This is a genomic window from Kitasatospora griseola (assembly GCF_044999035.1).
GTDB classification, from domain to species: domain Bacteria; phylum Actinomycetota; class Actinomycetes; order Streptomycetales; family Streptomycetaceae; genus Kitasatospora; species Kitasatospora griseola.
In genome coordinates, this window is record NZ_CP173360.1 from 1,746,594 (window position 1) to 1,771,523 (window position 24,930).

A 24,930-nucleotide genomic window follows, 5' to 3' on the forward strand; every position below is an offset into this window, starting at 1 on the left:
CGCGGTGCTGGTGGGGGTCACGCGGGGTGGACGCCGTCCGCGTGGGCGGCGGCGTAGGCCTGCCACTGCCGGGGCGAGACGCCGTAGGTCTCGCGGAAGGCGCGGCTGAAGTGCGAGTGGCTGACGAAGCCCCAGCGGTGCGCGACCGCGGAGACGCTGGTCTGGCGGCGCGCGGGGCACTCCAGCTCGCGGCGGCAGGCGTCCAACCGCCGCTGCCGCACCCACTGGCCGACCGTGGTGCCGTCCTGCTGGAACAGCTTGTGCAGGTAGCGCACCGAGATGTGCTGCGAGCGGGCGATGGACTCCGGCGACAGGTCCGGGTCGACGAGGTTCTCCTCGATGTGCTCGCGCAGCCGGGCGAGGATCTCGCCCGCGCCGGTCGGGTGCGGGGGCGCGTGCTGCTCCATCAGCTCGGTCACCAGGATCGCGACGATGTCGCAGACGCTGCGCGCCAGGTGATTGCCGGGCCGCGCCCGGTGGGCCCGGGACTGGCCGGCCAGAGTCTGCAGGAACTGCGAGGCCAGCGCGCCCACGCCGGTGTCGCCGCGCGCCAGCAGCCCGCCGGTGCGCCGCACGTCGGCCCGCCGGACGCCCAGATAGAAGCACGGGACGCGGAACCGGAGCATCCGGCACTCGGCGTCGCGCAGCAGGCCCGCCGGGTGCGGGGCGGTGTCGATCAGCAGGTCGCCGGGGGCCAGCACGGTGCTGGTGTCGCCGCGTCGCAGCGAGGCCGCGCCCGCCAGGTGCAGGGCGACGTACAGGCAGTCGTCGGGGGCGGTGCCGGGCGGCGGGGCCAGGACGTCGACCACGGCGCCGCCGAACAGGGTCGGGTCGAACAGCGAGCAGTCGTTTTCGGGCATGGGTGAGGGACCCGACAGGTTCACGGGGTTCTCCGACCGGTTGAGTTTTGCGAGTGCGGGGAGTGCGCCGGGTGGTGGGACGGCGCGGGGTTCAGGAGAGGAAGGCGTCCACGACGGCGTTGAACGCCTCGGGGTTCTCCAGGAACGGGAAGTGCGAGTTCGCCACCTCCCTCGGGAAGACGTGCAGGCGGCCGCCGGGGATCCGCTCGGCGACGAAGCGCTGCGAGGCGGGGTCGACGTGGCTGCCCTCGCAGCCGATCACCAGCGCCGGCACGTCGATCCGGTCGAGCACGTCGCGCCAGTCCTGCGCGCAGTGGTCGAACAGCAGCGGGACGCCCGCGTACGCCGGGGTGGCGCGGATCTCGTCCAGCACGAAGGCCCGCACGCCGGGGTCGGTGTCGCCCCCGAACATCGACCGGACGAAGCCCTCGCGGACCTCGTCGCCGTCCGGGCCGGCCAGCCCGGCGCACAGCTCCAGCAGCCCGGCCACGTCGAAGATGGCGCCGGCCGCGCGCTGTTCGGCGGGCGCCGTCCAGGGCACCGCGGCGACCGCGGCGGGCTGGTCGACCAGCACCAGCCGGCGGATCCGCCCGGTGCCGTACTGGTCGACGAAGCTCCACCACACCGAGGCGCCCATCGACCAGCCCAGCGCGTCGAACTCGTCCAGTCCGAGCTGGTCGACCAACTCCCGTATGTCACCGGCCAGTCGGGCGATCCGGTAGCCGTGCTGCGGCTTCCCGGACCGGCCGTGGCCGCGGAAGTCCACCGTGATGACGCGCCGTCCCGGCGCCAGTCCGGTGAGCTGGTGGCGGAACATCTCCTGGGTCTGCCCCCAGCCGTGGAGCATGACCAGGGGGACGCCCTCGCCGCCGCTGTCGCGGTGGCTCAGACGCACTCCGTCGTGGGTGATCACTTCGTGCATGGTGCGGGTGTCCGGTCCGTTCGGGGTCGGCTGTGGATGCGGGAACGTCCAGGCCCGGCGGTGGCCGGAGGACGGGCGACGGCTCGCGATGACGATTCTTGTCGGGACCACGAGCCGCGGGCCACCGACCGACGTAGGGATTGCCGGCCGAAGCTTTCACCGTCTGTAGCAGCGTCTCGTCATCGCTCTGTAGGAAGCGCGCTCAGCGGTCCTGCGGGTGCTGGAGCAGCTCCAGCACCCGCAGCCCCGTGTGCAGCGCCAGGCGGTGCCCGCCGTTGTCCAGGTCCAGGCCGGTGATCTCCTGGATCTGCCGCAGGCGGTAGTACAGCGAGGTGCGGTGGACCTCCAGCTGCTCCGCGGTCCGCGGCACCGAGCCGGCGTTCTCCAGGAAGCAGCGCAGGGTCTCCTCCAGCTTGGCGTTGGCGCCGCGGTCCAGCAGCCGCCGCAGCGGCTTCGGCAGCAGCGTGCTGTTCAACGCGCTGTCGGGCAGCTGCAGCAGGACGGCGTACTCGCCGAGCCGCTCCCAGTCTGCGATGCCCGCCAGCCGGGGCAGCCGGCGGGCCGCCCGGAGCGCCACCCGGGCCTGGTCGTAGGAGATCCACGCCTCGTCGAGCCGGCCGCGGCGGCCGCCCACCCCGACCACCGTGACGGTCCCCGGGTCGAGGAAGGTCCGCAGCGAGCGGGCCACGGTGCGGCACTGGAGTTCCAGGTCGTCCTCGGTCGGCTCGCGGTCGAAGACCTGCACCAGCACGGCCCGGTCCTGCTCGACCGCGAGCAGCCCCAGCGCCGCCCGGTTCTGCCGGAACGGGTCGAGGGCGGCGCACAGCGCCACCTCGACCCGGCCGGGGGCGTCGCGGTGCCCGGAGACGGCCACCACGGTCACCACCACGTGCGGCCCGGCCGGGAGCAGGCCGTCGTCGACCAGTCGCTCGTACGCCGTGCACCGCAGCGCCGTGTCGGAGCCGACCAGTTGGGCCACCAGCCGGCGGCTCTCCTCCTCGTCGATGTCCGCGGCCAGGCGCTGCGCGTACATCTCGGCGGCCAGCGCGCGGGCGGTCCGGTCGATGGCCGCGAACTGCTCGGACGTCAGCTCCTGGTCCGTGACCACCACCATCAGAATGCCCAGCAGGTACCCGCGTTCGCGGATCGGCACGCAGTACCGCGGCAGCAGCCCCAGGTCGTCCCGGCCCGGCAGCACGCCCGGCCGGGTCCACCCGGCGACGCCCTGTGACAGCACGTAGCGGATGGTCTCGTCGTCCGCGATGCCCTGGAGCAGGGTCCGGACCCGCACGCCGTCCTCGTCGCCGAAGTGCCGGCTGGTGCAGATCATCCGCACCAGCGGATCGTCCAGGACGACGGAGCGGCCCAGTTCCTCGGCCAGCCCGTCCACCAGGGCCTGGAGCGCCTCGCCGCCAGGACGAGCACGCTGGATCAACCTCGTCATGATCAAGCCTCCCGGCGCATTCATACAAGAAGCGAAACGGGATGGCCAAACGTTCGACAAACCGAGGAAAACGCCTCCGCCGCGGGCCTGCGGAGGCACCCCACGAATCTATCAACTCCCTTTACAGTCATAAGAGTTGGTGGACCAAACCGCCCCCTTCCACCGGGTGGCGCGGCCCCCGGGGACCTACCCCTCGGGCCGGTCGGAGGCCGAACGGTGCACGGATCGTCACGCCGCCGTGCATCGCCGGAACATCCGCCGCACAGGCCGCTGCATAGCCTCCTGAGAGGTTCCGCCCCCTGGTCGTCGGCAGCTCCCGGGGCCCAGGGCGGGAGCCGCGCCGCACCGACCCAGGAGAGCCCCATGCCCGCCCCCCACCCGCTGTCCGAGCCGCAGCCGGAGGCAGCCAGCACCGACCTCGACGTCGACGCCCGGATCGTCCTCGGCGAGCAGCAGTCCGTCGACGTCCCCGTCCGCCTCGCCTACTGCCAGGACGACCCATACGCCGTCGCCCTGGAGTTCCTCGGCCAGGCCGCCGAGGCGGGCGTCTGGCGGTTCGCCCGCGACCTGCTCTGGGACGGCCTGCAGAAGCCCTCCGGCCTCGGCGACGTCCGCATCTGGCCGCCCTGCCCGTGCCACGGCCGCACCTCGCTGCGGATCATGCTCCAGGGCGAGGACGGCAGTGTGCTGCTCGACCTGCCCGCCCGCCAGGTGCGCCGCTGGCTGCGCCGGGACGCCTTCGCCCTGGTCCCGCCGGGCGCCGAGGCCGCGCTGATCGACTGGGACGCCGAACTGCACAGCCTGACCGGCTGACCCGGTCCGGTCGCGGTCCGCCCGTCAGCCCTGCGACCGGCCGAGCATCTGCCAGTCGCGCGGCGTCATCCCGTACGCCGCCCGGAACGCCCGGCTGAAGTGGCTGGAGTTGACGAAGCCCCAGCGCCGGGCGATCCCCGCCACGCCGAGCTCCTCGGCCGTCGACCGGCGCAGGTCCCGACTGCACCGGTCCAGGCGCTGCGCCCGGATCCACGCCCCGACCGTGGTCCCCTCCTGCTGGAACAGCTTGTGCAGGAACCGCAGCGAGATGTGGTTCGCCTCCGCGATGCCGGACGGCGACAGGTCCGGATCCCCGAGGTTGCGCCGGATGTGGTCCTTGACCCGCTCCAGCGAGGCGGCGCCGTGCAGGCCCTGCGGCCGCTCCCGCCCGCAGCGGTCGTCGATCAGCATCGCCAGCAGGTCGAGCGCGGTCGCCGCGGCCCGCCGCCCGACCGCCTCGTCCAGCACCGGCGCCTCCCGGGCCATCCCGGCCAGGTAGGTCGCCACCAGCGCCGCGCTGCCCTCGCCGGGGCCGAAGGTGGTGGCGGTCAGCGCCCGCAGGTCCCGCTCGTGGACGTCCAGTTCGGCGCGCGGGAAGTGGAAGGACGTGAACGTGAAGTCCTCGTCGATGCGCTTGCGGAACACCCGGGACGCGTCGGTGATCGAGAACTCCCCGGGCCGGATCGACGCCTCCCGCCCGTCCTGCTCCTTGAGCGAGGTGCCGCGCTGCTGGAGCGTCAGGATCAGCGACCCGGCGTTCTCCCGGGCGATCAGCTGCCTGGTCCGGGTCACCATCTGCGGCCCGGCCTTCACCTGCAGGATCCGCATCGGGCCGAGCCGGTGGCCGACGATCGTCCCCGGCGACGGCTCGTCCTCCAGGAACTCCACCGCCATCGGCACGAACGCACTGGCCACTGCCTGGTACCAGATCTCCGCACGGTCGGCGGCGGACAGCGGCTCGGCGGGGAGCTCGGCGGACAACGGACTTCCTCCCTCGGGTCGGGCCGGCCCGTCTGGAGTCGGCGTCGGAATCACACCATCTCCGGGCCCCGGGGCCCAAAAGAGCTCCGGAGCGCCGGCGGGAGCGACAACTCCCGCCGGCGCCCGGCTCATTCCCGTCGGTCCGTCAGAGCGCGGACACCCAGTACCGGTCGAAGGTCATCGTCCCGTTGCCCGAGGCGCCGGTGCGGGTTCCGGTCGTGGTGGTGGCCAGGGTGTACCAGGACTCGACGTAGTCCGGGTCGTCGGTCCACCAGGACGACGGCATCGCGTCGATGACCGCGTTGACCAGCGGGATGTACGCGCCCTGGTCGGCGATGGTCAGCAGCACCGCCGCCAGCGCCTTGGCCAGCGAGGAGTAGTTGGTGTCGCCGTCGTCCTCCATCATCACGACGTCGGCCAGGTTGTACTTGTACAGCGACCAGTTCACCAGGATCTGGTTCGGGTAGTACGTCTTGTTGGCGTCGTCCAGGTACGGCATGGTCACGGTGTCGACCCGCACCTTGCCGTCCAGGCCGAAGCCGGTGACCAGGTCGAAGATCTCCGCGGCGCCCTTGAACCAGGGCTCCTTGACGTCCTTGACCGTGACGGCGGTGACCCGGGTGGTCCAGAAGCCGGCGGCGGCCGCGGCGGTGTTCACCGGCGCGCTCACCGGGGCCTGCAGGCCCGCGGCGGCCAGCTCCTGCCGCAGCACCTTCATCCCGGCCTCGGTGGCCTTGTCGGTGTCCACGTCCACCAGGATGACCGGACGGTCGGGGGCGTGGTCCGCGGCCAGGTCGTACGCCTTGCCGGTGCTGTCGTACGCGACCACCGCGGTGGCGTTGTCGTCCGACGGCGAGGACGCCACCAGCGGCTCCACGCCGTCGACCGCGGCGCCGACCAGGCGGGCCTGGAGCAGCGAACCGGTGTCCGCGCCGAGGCCCTTGGCGTCGGCGACCTGACGGTCCGCCTTCGCGATGTGCGCGCCGAGACCGGCCGCGCCCTGGGTGGCCGAACCGGCGGTCAGACCGCGCAGATTCACCGCCTTGCCCTGGGACAGGGCGCCGGCGACCTGGTGCCGCCAGGCCGAGTCACCGAGCGAGAGCGCGAGGGAGCGCGCCGCGCCGTCCTCGATGGCGTCCACCGCCGAGACCCGGGTCGCGTGCCGCGAGGGGGCGGACGCGGGGGCCGCGGACGCGAGGCCCGGGGCGGCGGTGACGGCGAGACCGGTCAGCGCGACACCGGTCAGCACCGCACGGAACCGCTGTGCAGAGTGCAGGGAGAACATGGGGGAGCCTCCACCTGTGGTGGCCGCCCGGATCCCGGGCAGGCCATGGACGCCGGACCCGGATCGGGTCCGACGTGATGGTTCCTGGAGCGGCACCATGGTGGGGTATCGGGCGTCTACGCGAATAGACCTCGTGTGACCGTCCAGTACGACCGGTCATGAAGTGTCCGTAATGTCTGTGCCAAATCGTGACCGTGTCTGCTCAAAATCTCCCGAGCGAGCAGGGAGAGCGCGACCGGGGGTCACAGGTTCTTCTCGATCGCCGCCAGGTAGTTCCGCATGAAGTGGTCCCGGATCCCGTCGCCGGTGGGCGAGAACGCGTCGGCCGCCAGGCCTTTCGCCCGGTTGGCGAGCTCGCCCGCCAGGCCGGCGCCCTTCTCGTGGATCCGGCCCGAGGAGTCGATCCAGCGCAGGACGTCGACGTGGGTGAAGGCCGGTTCCGGCGGCAGCTGGGGCACGATGTCGTTGTTGTTGACGAAGCGGTGGCTCCGGTCCTTGAGGCCCTTGTTGTAGGCGGCGGCCAGCAGCCGGTCGCAGGTCCGGGGCTGGCCGAAGGTGATCACGCCGTCGGCCCGGAGTTCGGGGGCCTCCAGGAGCAGCCGGGCCGCGGCCAGCATGGCGAGCGCGCCGCCGAGGCTGTGCCCGGTGAACCAGACGGTCTGCCCGTTGGTGCGGAGTTCGGCGACGGCGTCCTTGACGGTCGGGAAGATCGACTCCAGTGCCTCGGCGAAGCCGTAGTGCACGTAGCCGGTGGCGGCCGGCCCGGGCCAGGGCGGGGTGGTGCCGTCGGAGAGCCAGTCGCGGATCTCCTTGGGCTCGGTGCCGCGGAACGCCGTGATGATCATCCGGTCGCTGGCCGCCGTGTACGCCTGGGTGTCCTGGAGCGGGAACGGCGGGGTGAACGCGGTGACGTGGTGCCGGACCGTCGGAAAGCCCCAGTCGCGGGCCTGCTGCTCGACGGCGGCGTCGTCCTGGTAGGCCAGGTCGGAGGCGCGCGCCAGCCAGTAGGCGTGCGGGAGGCTGTAGTCGGTGACGGTGTGGTCGAGCGTGGTGGGAACGGCCACGGGCGGTGGATCCTTCCTCGGTAAGCAGACGAACAGAAGCGGAGGCCGCCATCGTGCGTCGCACCGGCGGTCGCCGCCCGACAACCCGGGGCCGGACGCGCGGGCGCTGGGGGGCGCAGTGGGCGCACTCCGTCGGCGGCCGCGCCCCCTGGTGCCGGTCCGATCGGTCTCGTCGGATCAGCGCGATCGGCCGGACCGGCCCCGGTGCGCACGGTCGGCGCGGTGGCTGTACCGGGGGCGCTCCGGGCGCCGATGATGGTGCCGCCCGTGCACCCGTCGATCCGAGGAGACCGTTCCGTGGCCGAAGATCCCCTGCCCGAGGCCGAGTTGTGGCTGCTGCTCGGCCCCGCCGTCCGGGAGTCCCCGGTGGCGAAACGGCTGGCCCGGGATTTCGCCGCGGCGTTCGGGTCGCGGTTCGCGGTGGTGTCGACCGATCGGGTGCTGCTGGGCGTGACGGGCGGGAAGCTGACCCTGCACGATCTGGCGGGGCGTCCGATCACGCCGCCCCGGGCGGCCGTGGTGCGCCTGGCGATGACCCCGTTGAGCACCGACCGGGAGATCACCCTGCTGCGGCAACTCCAGGCGATGGGCACGCAGTTGATCAACCCGCCGGAGGCGATCCTGACCTGCGTCAACAAGTTCTGGCAGCTTCAGGCGCTCGCCGGGGCGGGCCTGCCCGTCCCCGACACCCGCACCTACACCGACACCCGGCCGGACCTCGCGGTGGCGGCCGGGATCCCCGAGCCGTGCGTGGTGAAGGCGGTGCGCGGCAGCGGCGGCCACCAGGTGTTCCTGGCGCGGGACGCGGCGATGGTGGCCGATGTCCAGGGCTGTCTGCGTCCCGACGTGCCGTTCCTGTTCCAGCGCTACGTGCGGCACTCGCACGGCCGCGACCTGCGGGTGATCGTGGTCGAGGGCCGCGCGGTGGCCGTCGGGTTGCGCAGTTCCGCCAACGGCCTGATGCAGTCGAACGTTTCGCTCGGCGGCACCGTCGAGCCGTGCCCGGGCCGTTTCCCGGTGGCGGAGGAGCTGGCGGTGCGGGCCGCCGAGCAGGTCGGCCTGGTGCTCGCGGGCGTCGACCTGCTCTTCGAGGAGGACGGCACCTTCACGCTGTGCGAGGTGAACGCCAACGTCCGCTGGGGCGCGCGGGTCACGCAGGTGACCGACGCCCTGATCGCCGCCTGTACAAGCAGGTTGACGTAGCGTCAGATCCGGTACAGCGCCACGTAGCGGGCCGGATCGCGGCGCAGTTCGCCGTCCCAGCGCGCCAGGGTCTGTTCGGCGAAGGTGCGGCCGGTGGCGACGATCTCGTCCAGCGGGTCGAGCAGGCCGGGCACGTGCGGGGGTTCGAGTCCGGCGGCGACCCGGGCGTCCAGGCCGGCCCGGGCGAGGCGCAGCAGTTCGGCGGCCAGCGGGCGGACCGGGGTGTCGCCGAGGCGGGTGTCGAGGCCGCGGACGGGGAGTTCGGCGCGGGCGGCGCGGTGCTCGGCGGCGCTGTGGCGGCCGGTCAACTCCCAGGCGGCGTCGCAGGATTCACGGTGGTAGGCGAGTCCGGTCCAAAGCGCGGGCAGCGCGGCGAGATGGGGGTGGGGCGGGCCGTCGGCGCCGCGCAGTTCCAGGGTGCGGCGCACCCGGGTGTCGGTCCACAGCTGGTCGAGGTGGGCGGCCCAGCGCCGCGGGGCGTCGTCGAGGCCGTGGCCGAGCAGTTCGGCGAAGCTGCCCTCGGGGGCGCGGTGGTGGCGGCCGTCGCGGGTGCGGTAGTGGATCAGCGGGATGCCGAGCGCCCAGTCGACGACGTCCTCGGCGCCGACGTCGGGCCGCAGTCCGGGGGGCAGCAGGCCGGCCCGGCGCGGGTCCATCCGCAGCCAGGCCCAGCTGCGGTGGGACAGCAGCCCGCACGGACGGCCCTCGTGCAGGGGGGAGTTGACGAGCAGGGCGGAGACCACGGGGGCGACGGCGGTCTGCATCCGCAGCTTCCGGGTGAAGTCGGCGGGGTCGAGGAAGTCGAGGGTGGCCTGGGTGGAGAGCGACAGCGCCATCACGTGCGGGGCGCGGGCCCCGGCCGGGCCGAGGTCGGCGAAGTACTGGCGCATCAGCGCGCCCCGCGACATCGGCACCCATTCGACGTCGGCGAGCCGGCCGAACGGCAGGTTGCCGCCGGGGACCAGGGCCAGGTCGAGGCCGGCCGCCAGGTCGGCGAGCCGGGCCAGCGCGGCCCGGACGTCGTCCATGGTCTTGCCGACGCCGGGCCCGGGGGTGGAGGAGTACTCGATCTGCCCGCCGTGCTCCAGCGTGACGGTGCTGCCGTCGGGCAGCCGGACGCCCGTCAGGCAGTCGCGGTCCTGCTCGGGTTCGCCGCCCCAGTGCCGAAGTACCGCCTCCAGCACGGCGCGTACGCCGCGCGGGCCCGAGTAGCGGGCGCCGATGCCGGTGGCCGGGTCGAGCAGGCCGCACTCGACCTCGACGCCGACCTGTTCGGCGCCGCCCGGGGCGGGCGTCAGCGGGGCGAGCAGCTGCGCCCGGTCCATCACGGGGCGCTCACCGGGGCGGCGGTGCGGGCCTGCCGGGCGTGGTCCAGCAGCGCGCCGACGGCGCCGAGCGCGGACTGCGCGGCGCCCTGGCACCAGGCGTGCGCGCCGGACAGGTGCTCGCCGGCGAAGAAGATCCGCGGCCGGTGCGCCGGGTGGGGCGCGCCGAGCACCGACAGGTAGCGGGTGTGCTCGCCGGGGGTGAGGTGGGCGAACGCGCCGCCGCCCATGCCGGTCTGCACGTCCCAGTTGCAGTGCACGATGTCGTCGACGTCGCCGGTGATGCCGGGGTGCAGCTTCTCCAGGCACTCCAGCACCAGCGCCTCCCGGTCGGCCTGTTCCAGCGCGGCGAACCGGCGGGCGTTGGCGCCCCACAGGTAGGCGCCGAGCAGCGCGGCGGGTTCGGCGGAGCGCAGCCGGTCGCGGGCGTCCCAGCGGGGGGTGCCGGAGCCGTTGACGCCGCCGTCGGCGCGCACCGCGTTGTCGGACGGGTACCAGCACTGCTGGATCGGCAGGTCGGTGAAGCTGCCGCCGCCGTGGATGCCGTCCTCGATCTCCCAGCGGCGGTGGGTCACGTGCAGCACGGTCTTGGCGCTGGACGCGTAGCTGATGCCGCGCACGGCGTGGCGCTGCGCGTGCGGCAGGCCGGGGGTGACGGCGATCTGGTCGAGCGCGGGGGCGGGGATGCAGCAGACCACGAAGTCCGCGTCCTCGTCGAGCCGCCCGCCGATCCGCCGGCCGCGCACCCGGACGCCGTCGGCGCGCAGCGCGAGTTCGTCGATCCGGGTGGACAGCCGCAGGGTGCCGGGGCGCAGCGCCCGGACGAAGGAGTGCACCAGGGCGTCCATGCCGTCGGCGAGTTCGACCTGGCCGCGGTGGAACAGGCCGAAGTAGTCGACCAGGACTTCCAGCAGCGAGGACTGCTCGTAGTGGGCGAGGCCGCTGGCGTGGCCGAACAGGTCCCAGGCGTCCTGGGAGAGGTGCTCGTGGACGTACTGCCACAGCGACACCGAGGCGGCGCGCTCCAGCGCCGGGTCGTCCCACCGGCCGTCGAGGGCGCGGCGCTGCTGTTCGACGGTGAGGGCCCGCCAGACGGGGGCGAGGATCCGGTCCAGCAGCGCGGACGGGGCGTGGCGCTCGTCGGGGCGCAGCGCGAAGGCGGGGAACAGCGCGGCGACCTCGTGCACCCGGACCTTGCTGCCGCGCAGGTGGTAGTAGGCCTGCGGGTTGGCGTTGACGAAGGGCCGGGTGGCCAGCCGGAACCTGTTCACGTAGTGCAGCACGCAGTGGTGGTTCGCGGGGATCCGCATCGCGCCGAGGTCGGCGTGCGTGCCGTCCCAGAACCGGTGGGTGCGGATCCGCCCGCCGGGCCGGTTGCCGCGTTCGTACACCGCCACGTCGAAGCCGCGCCGCTGCAGCTCGTACGCGCACACCAGGCCGGCGATGCCGGCCCCGATCACGACCACCCGCCCGCCCGGGCCGGCGGTCGGCGTCAGCAGGGCGCGGGGGAACGCAAAACTGGTGTCGAACATCGGGACCCCTATCGGTGCGCGAACCGCGCGACGCCCCGGTCTCTCGCCCGCCCCCGTGGGTCGACCGGATCTCGCCGCGCCTCCCCGACACCGTCCCACCGGGCCGCCCGGTTCGCATCCGGGGCTCCCGGCGGCCGGCCCCCCACCGGCCGCTCCCCTCGGCCGCCGGTCGGGTCATCGGTTCGCGGACGGCGCCTGCCTGCGCTGGAGCCACCGGCCGACCAGGGAGACGGCCACGGTGAGGGCCAGGGCCAGCAGGGCGTCGACGCGGGAGTCGGCGAGGACGATCATCACGGCGTACAGGCCGAGCAGGGCGATCAGCACGGCCCAGGTGAGGCCGGGGAACAGCCAGACGGCGGTGCCCTCGGCGGGGCGGCGGCCGTCGGCGCGGTCCTGGCGGCCGAGCACCAGGTGGGCGGCGGCGATGCCGATCCAGGTGACGTAGACGGTGTCGCCGGTGATGTCGACGAGCCGGCCGAAGGCGTCCGTGGGGTGGACCACTTCGAGCACCAGGCAGACCGCGGCCAGGGCGGAGGTGAACAGGATCGCCGTGTGCGGGGCGCCGCGGCGGGAGATCCGGGCGAACAGCGACGGCGCGTCGCGGTCGCGGGCCAGTGCGAACAGCATCCGGGAGCTGGCGTAGACCTGGGAGTTCATGGTGGAGAGCATCGCCGCGAACAGCACCACGTTCAGCACGGTTGACGCGCCGGGCATGCCGAGGTGGTCCAGGGTGGCGGCGAACGCGCTGTCGCCGACGGCGGCGCTGTTCCACGGGAGCAGCAGCACCACGACGGACAGCGAGCCGAGGTAGAACACGGTGACCCGCCACATGATGGTGCGGGTGCTCTTGCGGATCGCGGCGGCCGCGTCCTCGGCCTCACCGGCGGCGATGGTGACGATCTCGGTGCCGGAGAAGGAGAACATCGCGCCGGAGGTGGCGATGACGATCCCGCTGACGCCCATCGGGAGGAAGCCGCCCTGGCCGAGCAGGTTGTCGGTGCCGGGCGCGGGCGTGCCGGGCAGCAGGCCGGCCACGGCGACCAGGCCGACGCCGATGAACAGGGCGATCACGGCGACCTTCACCCAGACCACCCAGAACTCCATCTCGCCGTAGGCGCGGACGGAGCCGAGGTTGACGGCGGTCACCACGGCGAGCATCAGCACGGCGATCAGCCAGACCGGCACGGCGGGGATCCAGCCGTGCACGATCCGGCCGGCGGCGATCGACTCGATGCACATGCCGAGCGGCCAGCCGACCCAGTAGATCCAGCCGCTGGCGAAGCCGGCCCAGCGGCCGAACGCCAGGCGGCCGTACACCGCGAAGGCGCCGGTGTCGGGGCGGGTCACCGACATCTCGACGAGCATCCGCATCACCACGATGACGATGACGGCGGTCAGCGCGTAGGCGATCAGCACGCCCGGACCGGCCTGCTGGATGCTCACGCCGGAGCCGACGAACAGCCCGGCGCCGACCGCGCCGCCAATGCTGATCATGGTCATGTGGCGGCTGAGCAGGCTCCGCGACAGCTGCGCCCCGCCGGCCGCGACGGCCGTGTCGTGGGCGTCCTCGACCAGCCGGGCCCCGGTGTTCTCTCTGACGTCGCTCACGATCGCCGCTCCACTCCGTGCCGGGCCGCCACCTGGTTCAGCAGCGCGCGGAACAGCGGCAGCCGCAGCTCCGCCACGGGCTCCAGCGCCTCGGGGTGCCACTGGACGCCGACCGTCCAGGCCGCGTCCGCGTCGCCGGTCAGCTCGACGGCCTCCACGCAGCCGTCGTCGGCGCGGGCCGACACCACGAGGCCCTCGCCGACCCGGTCCACCGCCTGGTGGTGCCCGGACGCCACCGCGATCCGGTCGCGTCCGAACGCCTCGGCGACCGCGCTGTCGGCCGACAGCACGACCTCGTGGGTGGCCCACTCGATCCCGGGCTCCGGGTTGTGGGCGACGTCGGTCGGCGCCATGTCCACGTGCAGGGTGCCGCCGCGGACGATGTTCAGCAGCTGCATGCCGCGGCAGATGCCGAGCATCGGGCGGCCGTTGTCCAGCGCGTACCGGAGCACGGCCTCGTCGAGCCGGTCCTGCACGGGGTTGACGTCGTACAGCGACGGGTGGTTCGCATCCTCACCGTACTTGGCCGGGTCGACGTCCCCGCCGCCGGGCACCACGAAGCCGGCGCACTCGGCCAGCTCGGCGTCCGACGGGTTGCCCTCGGCGTCCGGCTGCAGCAGCACGGGGCGGGCGCCGGCGGCCCGGACCAGGTCGACGACCTGCTCGAAGATCGCGTTGGCCTCGCCGATGCGCACGTCGGCGCCAGGAGCGTCGCCGTCGCTGAGACGGACGGGTATCCCGATGAGGGGTTCCGGGTGATCGGTGACGCTCATAAGCTCTCCATGGCCGGCTTGCGGATGAGATGCGAAATCTAGAAGATAGATTTCATGGATGGCAAGGGGTGGACCCAACACATCGAGCCGGTGCGTGCCGCTGGGGCGGCCGAGGCCATCGCTCGTCGGCTCGGCGAGCTGATCGGCGCGCGGATCCTGGTCGGGGGTGACCGCCTGCCGCCGGAGAAGACCCTGGCCGAGCTGTTCGGCGTCGCCGTGATGACGGTCCGCCACTCGATGGCGGTGCTCCGCGAGGACGGCCTGATCGAGACCCGGCGCGGCCGCGGCGCGGGCACCTTCGTGGTCCCCGACATCCTCACCCGGATCGGCGAACTCACCGCCCTGCACCCGTACACCCGGGCCGACATCGAGGAGCTGACGGCCTGGCGGATCGCGGTCTCCGGCGAGGCCTCGGCCCGGGCCGCGCTGCGCGCCTCCGAAGCGGGCCTGGCCCGGATGCGCGAACTCGAGGACGCCGCCGACGCGGTCGTCGCCGACGCCGAGGCCTACCGCACCGCGGACGCCGGCCTGCACCTGCACATCGCCGAACTCTCCGGCTCCAGGCGACTGTTGGAGGCCGAGCAGGGCATCCAGCACGAACTGACCCGGCTGCTCGCCGGCCACCCCGGCGGCACCGAGTCGCGCAGCACTCCCTCCCAGCGCCACCGCGCCCTCGCCGGGGCGATCGAGGCCCGCGACCCGGCCCGCGCCCGCAAGCAGTTCGCCGTCCACGCGGAGGCCACCGCGGACCTCTGCCTCCCCTTCGTCCAGGAGCCGACCGAGTCCTGAACTCCCCCCACGGTCAGGGGAATTCGACCTGCCCGGCGGCGCCCGGCCGGCACCCGCCGCCGCCCGTTGTTCGCTGTTCGCTGTTCGCCACGAGGCGACGGTGCCTGTCTCAGTCGTGAACGAGCGGCTCTGGCAGGCACCGTCGCAACGCGCGTCAGACGATGTCGAACTCGTTGCCCTCGGGGTCCTGCATGGCCGCGGCGTACAGCCCCGTGCCCGGGTCGTCCTTGATCTTCACCATGGTGGCGCCGGCCTCGACCAGTCGGTCCGCTGCGGCCCTGACCCGGCGCGCGCGGACGTCCAGCGGGACGTCACGTCCGCCACCGACCTTGAGGTCGAAGTGCCACCGGTTCTTGGCGGTCTTCGGCTCCGGAACCTGCTGGAACCACACGCGCGGTCCACGACCCGCCGGATCGACGATCGACTCCGGAACATCGCCGGCACCGGCCGGCAACTCCTCCGCGGGCACCCCCACCGCCTCCCAGTAGGCGCGCCACGTGGCGTACCCGTCGGGCGCGGGCTCGGGCACATAGCCCAGGGCCCGGGCCCAGAAGGCCACCATCCGCTGCGGATCGGAGCAGTCGATCGTCAACTGCACTGTCATCTCCATGCCCGGAGCCTCCCAGACGGGTCTGACGCAACAGGCCGCTCAGCAGCCCAGCGGCGTGTACGTGGACATGGTCTGCGCGAGCTGCCTGCCCGCGGCGGGGACGGCGGCGACCGGGAAGACGGGCACCACGCTGCCGTTGGAGACCGCCAGGCCCAGGTATTCGCCCAACATCCGGTCCTGGTCGGAGATGGGCATCCGGAACATCGGCATCGCGTCCGCGAGCGGTGTCGTCCGCTTCTTCCAGGTCCGGCGGCTCGAAGCAGATCGGCGGCGGATCGGGCTGGTCGCAGTTGCGCGCCGCCTGCGCGCGGCCGGGCGCGACGAGCACGGATGCGACTGCGGCGACGCCGGCCAGCAGCAGCGCCAGCAGCAGCGCCACCGGCCGGCCGGCGGCCGGAAATGCGGAACGTCCGGACGACTTGGCCCCCTTGTTGTCGTTTGCGGTGCTCCGAAGAATGGCGAGCGCGAGTGAACACTCCGTCAACACCGGATCGGCGTCGCGCACCGCGCCTGTGGGAAGATCCGCAGGTGAGTGCCATATCGTCGCCCCGCAAGCCGGTCCAGATCTGCGCGGACTCCGGCTGTTCGCAGCCCACCGCGTACCGCACGCGCGCACGCGGCGCCTGGTGCGACGACCACATCACCGCGATCCTGCGCGCCGACGGCCTGGAGCCGCTGGAACCGTTCGAGAAGCCGAAGGCCTGGCGGCTGACCAGGTGCCTGACCTGCGGCTGCGAGGCGCACTACCGGTTCGAGTACTCGCTGGACCGGAACAGGGCGGGCGAGACGGCCTGTCGGGCCTGCTACTGGCGCGAGTGGGCCCGCGAGTCGCGGCAGAACCAGGGCCCGTACGCGGACCTGACGCCCGTCCCGGTGGAGCAGGCGCGCGCCCACGCGGAGGAGCACGGCTACGACCACCTGGCGGCGCTGACCGAACCGTCGCTCGCGGACGACCCGCACCACGTCCGCTGCCGGTACTGCGGGCGGATCAGCGCCGAACGGCTGGGCGACATCGCCTTCGGCTGCCGGTGCCAGACCAACCCGAGCCGGGCCCGGCAGACGTCCAACGCCCCGGGCGAGAAGCAGCGGGACCTGCTCAAGGACTCGGGCCTGCCGGTCCTCGCCTGGTGGGACCACGAGGCAAACGACACCGCGCAGTGGGAGACCGTCACCCTCACCGCGCTCCGCGAGGTCGCCTGGCGCTGCCCCGACTGCGACCTGCGCTTCACCGCCCGGGTCAGCCACATGCTGCACAGCCGGCAGTGCCCGGCGTGCGAACCGAAGCACCGGGCCGAGCGGGACGCCGAGCTGGCCCGCCTGGCGGTGACGCCGGTCGCCGACGTCCCCGCACTCCTCGACGCGTGGGCCGACGAGGCGGACCCGCGCTCGGTGTTCGTCGCCGGCGACCTCACGCTGCGCCGCTTCCGCTGCCCGCAGGGCCACCACCCGCGGGTGTCCCCGCTGCGGTACCTGCACTCGGGCTGCCCGTCCTGCCGGAGCCGGAGGACCGCCGAGGCCCGGCAGCAGATCGAGGCCGTCGAGGCGGCCCCGTTCCGGCTGAGCCCGGAGATCGCCGGCCAGTGGCATCCGAGCCTCAACGGCCGCACCAGCCTGGCCAAGATCTCGCCCAGGTCGCGCCGCACCGTGTGGTGGCAGGACCCGAACTGCGGGCACGAGTGGCAGGAGACGCCCGAACTGCGCGACAAGGGGCAGCGGCTGCGCTGCCCGGTCTGCCGCACCATCCTCGACTCGCTGGCCTTCCACTTCCCGGACCTCGCCGCCGAGTGGTCCCCCGCCAACCCGCTCTCGGCCTGGCAGGTGCGCCCGACGGCGCAGACCGCGTTCGTCCCCGCCTGGACCTGCTCCGACGGGCACATCTGGCACGCGCCCCTGGCCTCCCGGGCGAACGGCAGCGGCTGCCCCGAGTGCCAGGAACACGGCAAGTCACAGGTCGAACTGGCCCACCACGCGGCCGCCCAGCGCATCTTCGGCGACGCCGCGTCCGGCCGGACCGTACGCCACGACGCGTTCGCCCGACGCAACACCTGGTCCGTCGACATCACCGTCCCGCTCCCCGACGGCCGCACGCTCGCCATCGAGTACGACGGCTCCTACTGGCACGCCGACAAGGCCGCCCTCGACACCGAGAAGTCCCTCGACCTCCTCGCCGCCGGCCACCTGGTCGCCCGCCTCCGCGAACACCCCCTCCCACCCCTGCCCGTCACCCACCCCGACTACACCGAGTTCACCGTCCACTCGACCGCCCCACGCCCCGACGAGGTCATCGAGCGAGTGAAGAACTGGGCTACCACCCAACGGAGTTGAGACCGCTCGGACCCGGCGGGCCTGCACCGCTCACCGACGATCAGCACGGCCGGGCCGGTCCACTCGACGCCCCCGCCACCGACCGGACGCAGTCACCCAGTGGCTACGGCCGCCGGCAAGACCTCCGGACACGACCCGACTCCTGCTCCACAAGGTGAGTCAAGGGTTCCGTTTGCGCCACGCTGGCTCGATCGCCGCCTTGCGACCGATCGTTCGGCAGGTCAGCCGGCGGCGGGCGAGCCGCTGCTGCGGTCGTCGAGAATGATGTGTGGCTGTTGCAGGCTGTCGCCCCCGACCTCGCCGTCCGCAGGCCGAGTGCTGTTGATGACGGCAGCGATGCGCTCGTAGCTGGTGACGGCGAGGGTCCACGTCTCGATACCGGCGCCCTTGCCGAGGCCGCTGCATACGGTTTCCCGAAGCGCGTTGAGAAGGGCGAGGGTGCTACGGCCGGACAGGATCGTGTCCTCGTTGCTGTCGTTGACCGGCTTCGAGAAGTGGTCGGCGCCTTCGACCTGAGCGGCCAGGAAGTCCCAGGTCTCGGAGTGGCAGGAAATCGCGACGGTCCTCACCGCAGCAGCCTTGCGGAGGGTGTTGACGTGGCTCTCCCAGACGAAAGGCTCCGGGATCAGGCCGGACACGTCGTTGGCGCACCCACTCGAGAGGTCATCGACTGCAGTCGGCTCCTGCCCGGCTGCTTCTGTGCGTTCGGGTTCGACCTCCGTCTCCTGCTCCGTGGCGACGGAGGGCTGCAGGAGATCTGCGAGCTGGGCGGCGACTTCGGCGGCGATCAGCCGCGCCTGGCCCTCCGGCGAGGCGGCATCGATGGTCGGCTCAGGCTCGAGCGCTTCTGCGGACTGGACTTCCGGCTTGGGTGTGACGGGCCCAGGAAGGATGCCCTGGTACTCGACAAGCCTGGCGGCCACCTCGGCGGCAATCTGGCTGAGCTGGTCCTTGGTGAGAATGTTCGGGGTGACCGGCGTGTTGTCGGCGGGGGTGGTCTCGGACACGGTCGTCTCCTCGCTGTCGAATTCCGCGGCATCGCCGGTCACGGTGGGGATAGCCGGCACTGCCGTCTGCCCGGATGCCGCGGGCTCTGCGCAGGGAGGCCTGACGGTGAGCACGGAGCCGCCGCTGTCGTCGGTGTCGGGAGAGTGAATGGCATCGTTCTGCCTGTCCGACTCCGGCGAGACCGCCACCAACCGGCTCACGGCCTCGGGCGAGTCGATGGCGGGCGGCCGAGGCGACCCGCCATGGCTGGCCCCCAGAGGGGAGCGGTCGCTGTCCTGCAGGGCACTGAGTTCAGCCCGCAGGTTGCCCAGCTGGCGGTGGAGGCTGCGGTTGTCCTGATGGGCGCGGCTGGCTTCCTGCTGCTCTCGGGCGATCGCCTCGAAGAATTCGTCGCGGTGTTCGCTCAGGCCGGCCGCCAGCGTCGCGCTGAGTTCGGTCCGCAGGTGGTCCGTGTTGTTGCGGATCTCCTCCAGGCCGGCTTGCAGGGCCGTCCCGATCTCTGCGCGCAGCAGTTCGACCTGATGGGCGGTGCCTCTCGCCATATCCCCTCCCGATCTCGCTCGCCTGTCGGGCTCGCGGCGGGTACAGCGTGGCGGCAAGGGGGCTGTGCGTGCTGAGGAGATGGATGGGACTGTCGCGATCGCATCGGTTACTGTCCGAGATCAGATCATCACTCCGAGGCAGCCGTTCACCCGTTCGACCTCCGCCTCGCCTGGAGCAACGCGCTGCATTTCCGTACGACCCGCTATTCCGACTCGAACAAGGAGGGCTGGTTCCAGGGCGCGGCTATGGGTTGCCCCTGAGGGCCGAACAGGCGTGCCAGTTGGTCGGCTTCGTGTTCAGTGAGATCGGAGAGGAGGCGCGCCGTTGTGCCGATGAGTTCATCGAGAGGAACGTGGCTGCGAGCACCTCGCGCACTGGCCAAGCGGTAGGTGAAGCTGCAATGCAGAACCACACCGGATGGTGTTGGCGCATCCGCTTCAATGACTGCTTCAGCCTGGCCCAGCGCCTCGCTGATACCGGCGAGCTGGGAGTCATGGACGACGTTGTCCCCAGGGCTGTCGTAGCCGATACGTCGATCAGTAACGAGCATTCGGATCGACGTAAGCGGGATGGAGAACCGGTCAGCCCGAGCACGCCTCTTCGTGCGCTTGCAGGCGATGACCTGGAAACGGCGTCAACGCAAGACGTTGTCGAACTCGCATTCGAGCAAAATGCTCACTGGTGGTACAGACTTCCTTGGCGTCCGCGTGGAGGATGGTCCCAGGGATCATCCGACCGCCCTCCGAGGTCTGCCGTGGTTGGAGCCCCCGCTGAGTGGAGCACCTTCCTGATCTGGGGCGTCTCGCTTGCCGGCGTCCTTCTCGGGGGGTACGAGCGCGCTTCGAAAAAGCGGCCGAAGTCGTGGGCGCATGGCATGAGCTGCGCCGGGCGGTGAGGCCGCCTCGGAGCAGGGCGAGCGGGCGCGCCGACGACCCATCGCACCGGAGGCCGGGGTGGCGCGCTCGACGACTCCATGGTTCCGTGCTGCGCACCGAAAGCGCCACACTGCGCCGCCGATCGCCGGTACGGTAGCTGCCTGTAGCTGATTGGGTACGATCCGCGGGGGTCTGCGGTGAGGAACGGCAGCAAGTCGTTCGGGGCGTTCGTCTCGCTCCGGCGATCGACTCTGGGGTGGACGCAGCTGCGGCTGGCCGTCGAGGTCGGCCGCAGCGAGGACTGGATGTCCCTGGTCGAGCGGGACCTGCAGCAGGTGAAGGACCTGACTCTTCTCCAGCGCATCGCCGAGGTGTTGGGCGTCGACCTCTCCGAGTTGATCGCCTTGCCCCAACCGGCTTCCGACCGCGTGAGATCGCGCCCCCGGAAGCCCACCTCGGCTACGCTGACGAGCACTTCAGCCAACGAGGAGGACGATGTGCGACGCCGCCCGTTCATGGCCCTGGCGGCTGCCGCCCTCCTCGCCCCGGCTGTCGGTCAGCAGACCGCGTATGCAGATTCGGCCGTGCCGTTGGCCGGTCTGGAGGACCTCCTGCTGTACGGAGCGGTCCGGGTTCCGGCACCTCGGCGTGAGCCGACCGTGGAATCCGTCGCCGCCTCGCTGGTGCGATCGCGCTCGGAGTTCAAGGCGGCACAGTACGACACCCTGGCCGGTGCCCTGCCTGGTCGGATCACGGCTGCCCAGTCGGTCGGGACGGCCGAGGAGCGCGCTCGCAATGTCGCCCAGCTCTACAACATCGCTGTCCGGCTGTGCATCAAGGTCGGCGACAACAACCTGGTGGCGGTCACCGCTGACCGCGCGCTGACCGCCGCCCGCCTGGGGGGAGACCCCCTGGTGATCGCCGAAGCCCAGCGGATGGTCTCCAGTTCCTGGCGACGCCAGGGAAGCCTGGCCCGGGCGACCGACATCGTGGTGGTCGCGGCTGAGGGCCTCCTCGCCGACACCTCGGTGTCGGAGGCCGCCCGCTTGGCCGTCCGTGGCGACCTGTACGCCACTGCCGCCTACACCGCGGCGAAGACCGGCGACCGCCCGTACGCCCACGCCCTGATCCGGGAGGCCGCCGACAGTGCCGCCGCTGCCGGCCGGGTCACCGGCCTGGCGGACGGCGTCCAGAGCGTCGCCCTGCACGAGTTGTCGGTGCACTACGAACTCGGCGACGCCGGCCGGGCGATCGAGCTGGCCCGCACGATCGACCCCACCACGCTGCCGACCGCCGAGCGTCAGGCTCGCTTCTTCATTGACGTGGCCCGTGCGTTCGACCAGTGGGGTAAGCCCGAGCAGTGCTTCAAGGCTCTACTGGCGGCCGAGGAAGCCGCACCCCAGGAAATCCACCGAGGCGCTGTCCGGGGCCTGGCCTCCGGCCTGCTGCGGCACGACCGAAAGCTGCCTGGTGTCCGGGACTTCGCCGCCCGAGCCGGCGTCCGGATCGTCTGACCCGTAGCCGGGCTACGGCTCGTAACGCGGCTACGGATCCGACTTTCGCTCCGGCGGTTCACTGGGGAACGTCAAACCCCGCCCCGCTGCCGAAGGCCCTTCATGCCAACGATCAGCACCTCCCTGCCCGCTGCCGGCGGTCGCCGGTATGCCGCTGTCCGAGATCGGGACCGGCGCGGTGCCTTCCTGACTGCTTCCTGGGCCGCACAGCACTTGGCGGTGCCCGCCCTGCTCGGCTTCTCCGATCGCCACCAGGTCGAAGCCCGCCCCAGACTTTGGCGACCGCACCGGATCTGTCCGTCTCGTAGGTCGTGACACTCTCCCCCACCTTCCGCTCGCTCGCCCGAGAGGAGAGCCGGTCATGCGCCGGTTTCCCGAAGCGCCCACGGTCAACGCCGAGTTGGAGCGCGTCGACTTCCGAATCACCCCCGAGTACTACATCGACACCGCGCAGGTCATCGATCCCGTGGTGCTGCGTCTACTGAACTGCTGCCCGACCGTGTTCGGGATCAAGAAAGCCGTCTCCGACCTGCTGGCCGACCGCCTGGACATCACACTGCCCGAGCCCGCCGGGGTCATCGAGCCCGGAGCCACCGTCCGCGGCCCGGTCATCGCCGCGGCCGGCGCCGTCATCGCCGAGGGCGCGTTCGTGACCGGTCCGGTACTGGTCTGCCCGGGCTCAGTCATCGAGGCCGGCGCCCGGGTCCGCGACAACACCGTCATCGGCCCTGGCTGCCGCATCGGCTTCGGAGCCGAGGTCACTCGCTCTCTGCTGACCGGCGGCATCTTCATGAAGCACACCAGTTTCGTCGGCGACTCCGTGCTCGGTCTCGGCGTCAACATCGGCGCGTTCGTGTCCACCACCGGCCTACGGGTCACGTCCGGGCCGGTCACCGAACCGGCCACCGAGGAAGTCTGCGCCCACCTCGACGGTCACCGCGTCGCCACCGGCCAGACCAAGTTCGGCGCGGTGATCGGTGACGGAGTGGTCGTCCCCGCCGGCACCGTTCTCCAGCCCGCCACCCTCATCGGCGCGCACACCCTGCTCTATCCGAAGACCCAGGTCGGGGGGTTCTTCCCGGCCGGAAGCCAGGGAAGGTGACCATGCCCGTCGCCGACACCGCCACGACGACCGACGAGCACGCCGTGCGGATCACCGGCGGTCGCCGCCTGGTAGGTACCGCCACCGTGCAGGGCAGCAAGAACATCGCCCTTCACCTGTACGCCGCCGCGATCCTCGCCGACGAACCGCTGACCCTCCTCGGCGCCCCCGAGATCCTGGACACCGCCGTGGTCGCCGACATCCTGCACCGCACCGGCACCCGCGCCACGGTGATCGGCGACGAGTTCGCCACCTGGCCGGCCCACTCCTGGTTCCCCGTCGTCCCGGACGACCTCGGCCGCCGTATCCGCACCACCGCGGTGATGGCCGGCGCGTTGCTGGCCCGGTGCGGCAAGGTCACCTTTCCGCTGCCCGGTGGGGACGCTTTCTGCGCTCGCCACATCGACCGGCACCTCGCGGCGATGGAGGCCGCCGGAGCCGAGGTGGAAGTGGCCAGAGGCCGGGTGCGGGCCCGCGTCACCGGCAAGCGCCTGCCGTTCGTCACCGATGTCGCCACCCGGTCGTGGGGACCGAGCCTGGGGGCCACGGTCACCGCGATGCTGCTGGCCTCCCGCACACCCGGCACCTCCTCGGTACTGAACCCGAGCGTCGAACCCGAGGTCACCCACACCGCAGCCCTGCTGTCGCAGGCCGGTGTGGGCATCGAGTGGCAAGGCCGGAAGGCCCTGAACGTCACCGGCACCGACCGCATCCGGGGCGGGGTGCTACCGGTCCCGCCGGACCGGCTGGAGGCTGCCACCCTCGCGCTGGCCGCCGCCATCACCGGCGGCACCGTCCACCTGAACGGCTTCCCACCCGCCGCCTTCCCGGACGGCCTGGTGTCGGTTTTCGCCAATGCCGGAATCAGACTCGACCCGCTGGACGGCGGCACGGTCGTCAGCACCCCGACCGGGCCGCGGCCGGTGCAGCTGGCCACCGGCCCGCACCCCGGGTTCCCGACCGACGTGCAGCCGCAGCTGACCGCCTTCCTCACTCAGGCCGAAGGCATATCCCGTATCGACGAGCGGATCTACACCCGACGCGACACCCACCTGCGGGCCTTGACGGCGTTCGGGGCCGCCGTCAACGCGAGCGGCTCGGTGATCACCGTCCGCGGCCGGTCCGTACTCAGGGCTGCCGGCGTGGCCGGGGAGGACATCCGGGCGGTGACCGCCCTGGTGATCGCCGCTCTGGCTGCCGAGGGCACCTCTACGATCCGAGGGATGTACCACCTACGGCGCGGATACGGCAGCCTGCTGCCGAAGTTGGCCGCACTCGGCGCCCATCTGACGATCGATCAGGAGCAACCATGACCACCACTGCGCCGTGGACCCCGGACGCGCTCGGCGACCTGCGCGAGTGCCTGGACCTGATGACCGCCGACGGCACCGTGCCTGGTGGCGTCATCGCCCACGGCACCTTCGACACCGAGCCCGGCTACCTGGCCTCTGGCGTGGTCGCCCCTGAGTGTGGCGACGCCCGGCCCGGCCCGAACACGGCGTACGACGTGGCTTCGCTGACGAAGGTCCTGGCCACCTGGCCGCTGGTCGGCACCTCCCTCATGGAGGGTTTCACCCTGGACACCCCGATCCGCGAACTGCTGGTCGGTATCCCGCCCACGGCGCCCGGCGGCCAGGTGACAGTTCGCCAGGTGCTGTCCCACACCTCCGGCCTGCGGGCCGACACCCGCCTCGACCAGTACCGGCACCGCCCCGAACCCCTCGCCGAACTCATCTGTGCAGAGCCACTGATCGCCGAACCCGGTACCGGACACCAGTACATCAATCGAGGGTTCATCCTCCTCGGCCTGGCCCTCCCCGAGTACCGCTGCCGGCGCCTGGACGAACTCGCAACGGAGCTCTGGCAACACCTCGGCATGGCCAACACGGCCTTCGGACCGGTCACCCGCTCCGCCCACGTCGCGCCGACCGAGCAGCGACTGCCGGGTGGCCCCCGACTGTGGGGAATGCCGCACGACGACAACGCCGCGCTGCTCGGCGGAGTCGCCGGCCACGCCGGAGTGTTCACCACCCCCGCCGACCTCACCGCCTTCGCCACCCACCTGCTGTCCTCGCACGCCACCGGCGGGCCCATGGGGCGCTGGCTCACCGCCAGCATGCAGCCGCAGGCCGAGATCGAGCCCGGCCTCAACCGCGGCCTGGCCTGGATCCTCGCAGGCGGCGGCCGCGTCGCCTACCACCACGGCTTCACCGGCACCAGCCTCTACCTCGCCCCGGCCACCGGGCGCTACCTGGCCATCTGCACCAACGCCGTTTACCACCACCAGGACAACCGCACTCGCCTGACCCCGCTGCGAGCCCTGGCGCTGAAGGCCGTCACAGCCGAACCCTAGG

The 24,930-nt window shown here is 72.3% G+C and carries 23 protein-coding genes; 9 read left to right on the top strand and 14 right to left on the bottom strand.

All coding sequences use genetic code 11. The features are described from left to right. Positions 1-17: 17 nt before the first annotated feature. The 3 genes from ACI1MP_RS08185 to ACI1MP_RS08195 form a co-directional block, all read right to left on the bottom strand. The gene (locus ACI1MP_RS08185) at positions 18-860 is read right to left on the bottom strand and encodes a helix-turn-helix domain-containing protein (RefSeq protein WP_404868184.1); all 843 of its coding nucleotides are present in this window, start codon (positions 858-860) and stop codon (positions 18-20) included. Between the two features lie 91 nt (positions 861-951). Beyond that, positions 952-1,782, bottom strand: coding sequence for an alpha/beta fold hydrolase (locus ACI1MP_RS08190; protein ID WP_380336350.1), 831 nt, complete (start codon positions 1,780-1,782; stop codon positions 952-954). A gap of 202 nt (positions 1,783-1,984) precedes the next feature. Further along, complete coding sequence (locus ACI1MP_RS08195) at positions 1,985-3,226, bottom strand: PucR family transcriptional regulator (protein ID WP_404868185.1); 1,242 nt, start codon at positions 3,224-3,226, stop codon at positions 1,985-1,987. 363 nt (positions 3,227-3,589) lie between these two features. Here ACI1MP_RS08195 and ACI1MP_RS08200 point away from each other — a divergent pair, with 363 nt between their 5' ends. Next, positions 3,590-4,039: an SsgA family sporulation/cell division regulator gene (locus tag ACI1MP_RS08200; protein ID WP_043910631.1), complete on the top strand. Its 450-nt coding sequence runs from the start codon at positions 3,590-3,592 to the stop codon at positions 4,037-4,039. A 24-nt stretch (positions 4,040-4,063) separates the two neighbouring features. Here the strand turns inward: ACI1MP_RS08200 and ACI1MP_RS08205 are convergent, their stop codons facing one another. From ACI1MP_RS08205 to ACI1MP_RS08215, 3 genes are all read right to left on the bottom strand, one after another. After that, positions 4,064-5,020, bottom strand: coding sequence for a helix-turn-helix domain-containing protein (locus tag ACI1MP_RS08205; RefSeq protein WP_404868186.1), 957 nt, complete (start codon positions 5,018-5,020; stop codon positions 4,064-4,066). 145 nt (positions 5,021-5,165) lie between these two features. Next, the gene (locus tag ACI1MP_RS08210; protein ID WP_404868187.1) at positions 5,166-6,305 is read right to left on the bottom strand and encodes a DUF3103 family protein; all 1,140 of its coding nucleotides are present in this window, start codon (positions 6,303-6,305) and stop codon (positions 5,166-5,168) included. A gap of 242 nt (positions 6,306-6,547) precedes the next feature. Beyond that, a complete protein-coding gene (locus ACI1MP_RS08215; RefSeq protein WP_404868188.1) occupies positions 6,548-7,369 on the bottom strand; it encodes a lipase family protein in 822 nt (273 codons plus the stop codon). A 297-nt stretch (positions 7,370-7,666) separates the two neighbouring features. On the opposite strand from ACI1MP_RS08215, the gene ACI1MP_RS08220 reads away from it, so the two are divergent. After that, positions 7,667-8,572 carry a RimK family alpha-L-glutamate ligase gene (locus tag ACI1MP_RS08220; RefSeq protein WP_404868189.1) on the top strand — a complete coding sequence of 302 codons (906 nt, stop codon included), beginning with the start codon at positions 7,667-7,669 and terminating at the stop codon, positions 8,570-8,572. Between the two features lie 2 nt (positions 8,573-8,574). On the opposite strand, the gene ACI1MP_RS08225 is transcribed toward ACI1MP_RS08220, so the two are convergent. The 4 genes from ACI1MP_RS08225 to ACI1MP_RS08240 form a co-directional block, all read right to left on the bottom strand. Beyond that, positions 8,575-9,897 (bottom strand): glutamate-cysteine ligase family protein, encoded by a 1,323-nt coding sequence (locus ACI1MP_RS08225; protein ID WP_404868190.1) that lies wholly within the window; start codon positions 9,895-9,897, stop codon positions 8,575-8,577. Then, the gene (locus tag ACI1MP_RS08230) at positions 9,897-11,429 is read right to left on the bottom strand and encodes a flavin monoamine oxidase family protein (RefSeq protein WP_380336329.1); all 1,533 of its coding nucleotides are present in this window, start codon (positions 11,427-11,429) and stop codon (positions 9,897-9,899) included. The genes ACI1MP_RS08225 and ACI1MP_RS08230 overlap by 1 nt, the downstream gene beginning before the upstream one ends. 174 nt (positions 11,430-11,603) lie before the next feature. Beyond that, positions 11,604-13,037 (bottom strand): amino acid permease, encoded by a 1,434-nt coding sequence (locus ACI1MP_RS08235; RefSeq protein ID WP_404868191.1) that lies wholly within the window; start codon positions 13,035-13,037, stop codon positions 11,604-11,606. Further along, positions 13,034-13,810, bottom strand: coding sequence for a gamma-glutamyl-gamma-aminobutyrate hydrolase family protein (locus ACI1MP_RS08240; protein ID WP_380336323.1), 777 nt, complete (start codon positions 13,808-13,810; stop codon positions 13,034-13,036). The genes ACI1MP_RS08235 and ACI1MP_RS08240 overlap by 4 nt, the downstream gene beginning before the upstream one ends. Before the next feature lie 54 nt (positions 13,811-13,864). On the opposite strand from ACI1MP_RS08240, the gene ACI1MP_RS08245 reads away from it, so the two are divergent. Then, positions 13,865-14,599 (top strand): FadR/GntR family transcriptional regulator, encoded by a 735-nt coding sequence (locus tag ACI1MP_RS08245; RefSeq protein ID WP_380336320.1) that lies wholly within the window; start codon positions 13,865-13,867, stop codon positions 14,597-14,599. 154 nt (positions 14,600-14,753) lie between these two features. Here the strand turns inward: ACI1MP_RS08245 and ACI1MP_RS08250 are convergent, their stop codons facing one another. Together ACI1MP_RS08250 and ACI1MP_RS08255 are read right to left on the bottom strand one after the other, a co-directional pair. Then, positions 14,754-15,209 (bottom strand): VOC family protein, encoded by a 456-nt coding sequence (locus ACI1MP_RS08250; protein ID WP_380336318.1) that lies wholly within the window; start codon positions 15,207-15,209, stop codon positions 14,754-14,756. Positions 15,210-15,248: 39 nt separating this feature from the next. Continuing rightward, positions 15,249-15,404, bottom strand: a complete 156-nt coding sequence (locus ACI1MP_RS08255; protein ID WP_404868192.1) for a hypothetical protein — start codon at positions 15,402-15,404, stop codon at positions 15,249-15,251. On the opposite strand from ACI1MP_RS08255, the gene ACI1MP_RS08260 reads away from it, so the two are divergent. Both ACI1MP_RS08260 and ACI1MP_RS08265 read left to right on the top strand, forming a co-directional pair. After that, positions 15,397-15,681 (top strand): hypothetical protein, encoded by a 285-nt coding sequence (locus ACI1MP_RS08260; protein WP_404868193.1) that lies wholly within the window; start codon positions 15,397-15,399, stop codon positions 15,679-15,681. The two genes, ACI1MP_RS08255 and ACI1MP_RS08260, sit on opposite strands and share 8 nt — an antisense overlap. A 56-nt stretch (positions 15,682-15,737) precedes the next feature. Next, complete coding sequence (locus tag ACI1MP_RS08265; protein ID WP_404868194.1) at positions 15,738-17,534, top strand: zinc-ribbon domain-containing protein; 1,797 nt, start codon at positions 15,738-15,740, stop codon at positions 17,532-17,534. Positions 17,535-17,755: 221 nt separating this feature from the next. Here the strand turns inward: ACI1MP_RS08265 and ACI1MP_RS08270 are convergent, their stop codons facing one another. Further along, the gene (locus ACI1MP_RS08270; RefSeq protein WP_404868195.1) at positions 17,756-19,084 is read right to left on the bottom strand and encodes a hypothetical protein; all 1,329 of its coding nucleotides are present in this window, start codon (positions 19,082-19,084) and stop codon (positions 17,756-17,758) included. A gap of 203 nt (positions 19,085-19,287) precedes the next feature. After that, positions 19,288-19,635 carry a hypothetical protein gene (locus ACI1MP_RS08275; RefSeq protein WP_404868196.1) on the bottom strand — a complete coding sequence of 116 codons (348 nt, stop codon included), beginning with the start codon at positions 19,633-19,635 and terminating at the stop codon, positions 19,288-19,290. 522 nt (positions 19,636-20,157) lie between these two features. Between ACI1MP_RS08275 and ACI1MP_RS08280 the strand changes: the two genes are divergently transcribed. The 4 genes from ACI1MP_RS08280 (at position 20,158) to ACI1MP_RS08295 (ending at position 24,929) form a co-directional block, all read left to right on the top strand. Then, complete coding sequence (locus ACI1MP_RS08280) at positions 20,158-21,474, top strand: helix-turn-helix domain-containing protein (protein WP_404868197.1); 1,317 nt, start codon at positions 20,158-20,160, stop codon at positions 21,472-21,474. A 361-nt stretch (positions 21,475-21,835) separates the two neighbouring features. Continuing rightward, entirely contained in the window at positions 21,836-22,576 is a 741-nt protein-coding gene (locus ACI1MP_RS08285; protein ID WP_404868198.1) for a hypothetical protein, read from the top strand. 2 nt (positions 22,577-22,578) lie between these two features. After that, a complete protein-coding gene (locus ACI1MP_RS08290; RefSeq protein ID WP_404868199.1) occupies positions 22,579-23,889 on the top strand; it encodes a UDP-N-acetylglucosamine 1-carboxyvinyltransferase in 1,311 nt (436 codons plus the stop codon). Further along, complete coding sequence (locus tag ACI1MP_RS08295; protein WP_404868200.1) at positions 23,886-24,929, top strand: serine hydrolase domain-containing protein; 1,044 nt, start codon at positions 23,886-23,888, stop codon at positions 24,927-24,929. Before ACI1MP_RS08290 ends, ACI1MP_RS08295 begins: the two co-directional genes overlap by 4 nt. Position 24,930 lies beyond the last annotated feature (1 nt).

What these genes read in the sequence shown, in the direction of transcription:
- ACI1MP_RS08245 (WP_380336320.1), top strand. Translation starts at nt 13,865, where the DNA reads ATGGATGGCAAGGGGTGGACCCAACACATCGAGCCGGTGCGTGCCGCT.
- ACI1MP_RS08230 (WP_380336329.1), bottom strand. Translation starts at nt 11,429, where the DNA reads ATGTTCGACACCAGTTTTGCGTTCCCCCGCGCCCTGCTGACGCCGACC.
- ACI1MP_RS08195 (WP_404868185.1), bottom strand. Translation starts at nt 3,226, where the DNA reads ATGACGAGGTTGATCCAGCGTGCTCGTCCTGGCGGCGAGGCGCTCCAG.
- ACI1MP_RS08295 (WP_404868200.1), top strand. Translation starts at nt 23,886, where the DNA reads ATGACCACCACTGCGCCGTGGACCCCGGACGCGCTCGGCGACCTGCGC.
- ACI1MP_RS08225 (WP_404868190.1), bottom strand. Translation starts at nt 9,897, where the DNA reads ATGGACCGGGCGCAGCTGCTCGCCCCGCTGACGCCCGCCCCGGGCGGC.
- ACI1MP_RS08250 (WP_380336318.1), bottom strand. Translation starts at nt 15,209, where the DNA reads ATGGAGATGACAGTGCAGTTGACGATCGACTGCTCCGATCCGCAGCGG.
- ACI1MP_RS08240 (WP_380336323.1), bottom strand. Translation starts at nt 13,810, where the DNA reads ATGAGCGTCACCGATCACCCGGAACCCCTCATCGGGATACCCGTCCGT.
- ACI1MP_RS08275 (WP_404868196.1), bottom strand. Translation starts at nt 19,635, where the DNA reads ATGCTCGTTACTGATCGACGTATCGGCTACGACAGCCCTGGGGACAAC.
- ACI1MP_RS08270 (WP_404868195.1), bottom strand. Translation starts at nt 19,084, where the DNA reads ATGGCGAGAGGCACCGCCCATCAGGTCGAACTGCTGCGCGCAGAGATC.
- ACI1MP_RS08185 (WP_404868184.1), bottom strand. Translation starts at nt 860, where the DNA reads ATGCCCGAAAACGACTGCTCGCTGTTCGACCCGACCCTGTTCGGCGGC.
- ACI1MP_RS08290 (WP_404868199.1), top strand. Translation starts at nt 22,579, where the DNA reads ATGCCCGTCGCCGACACCGCCACGACGACCGACGAGCACGCCGTGCGG.
- ACI1MP_RS08255 (WP_404868192.1), bottom strand. Translation starts at nt 15,404, where the DNA reads ATGCCCATCTCCGACCAGGACCGGATGTTGGGCGAATACCTGGGCCTG.
- ACI1MP_RS08190 (WP_380336350.1), bottom strand. Translation starts at nt 1,782, where the DNA reads ATGCACGAAGTGATCACCCACGACGGAGTGCGTCTGAGCCACCGCGAC.
- ACI1MP_RS08285 (WP_404868198.1), top strand. Translation starts at nt 21,836, where the DNA reads ATGCGCCGGTTTCCCGAAGCGCCCACGGTCAACGCCGAGTTGGAGCGC.
- ACI1MP_RS08210 (WP_404868187.1), bottom strand. Translation starts at nt 6,305, where the DNA reads ATGTTCTCCCTGCACTCTGCACAGCGGTTCCGTGCGGTGCTGACCGGT.
- ACI1MP_RS08200 (WP_043910631.1), top strand. Translation starts at nt 3,590, where the DNA reads ATGCCCGCCCCCCACCCGCTGTCCGAGCCGCAGCCGGAGGCAGCCAGC.
- ACI1MP_RS08260 (WP_404868193.1), top strand. Translation starts at nt 15,397, where the DNA reads ATGGGCATCCGGAACATCGGCATCGCGTCCGCGAGCGGTGTCGTCCGC.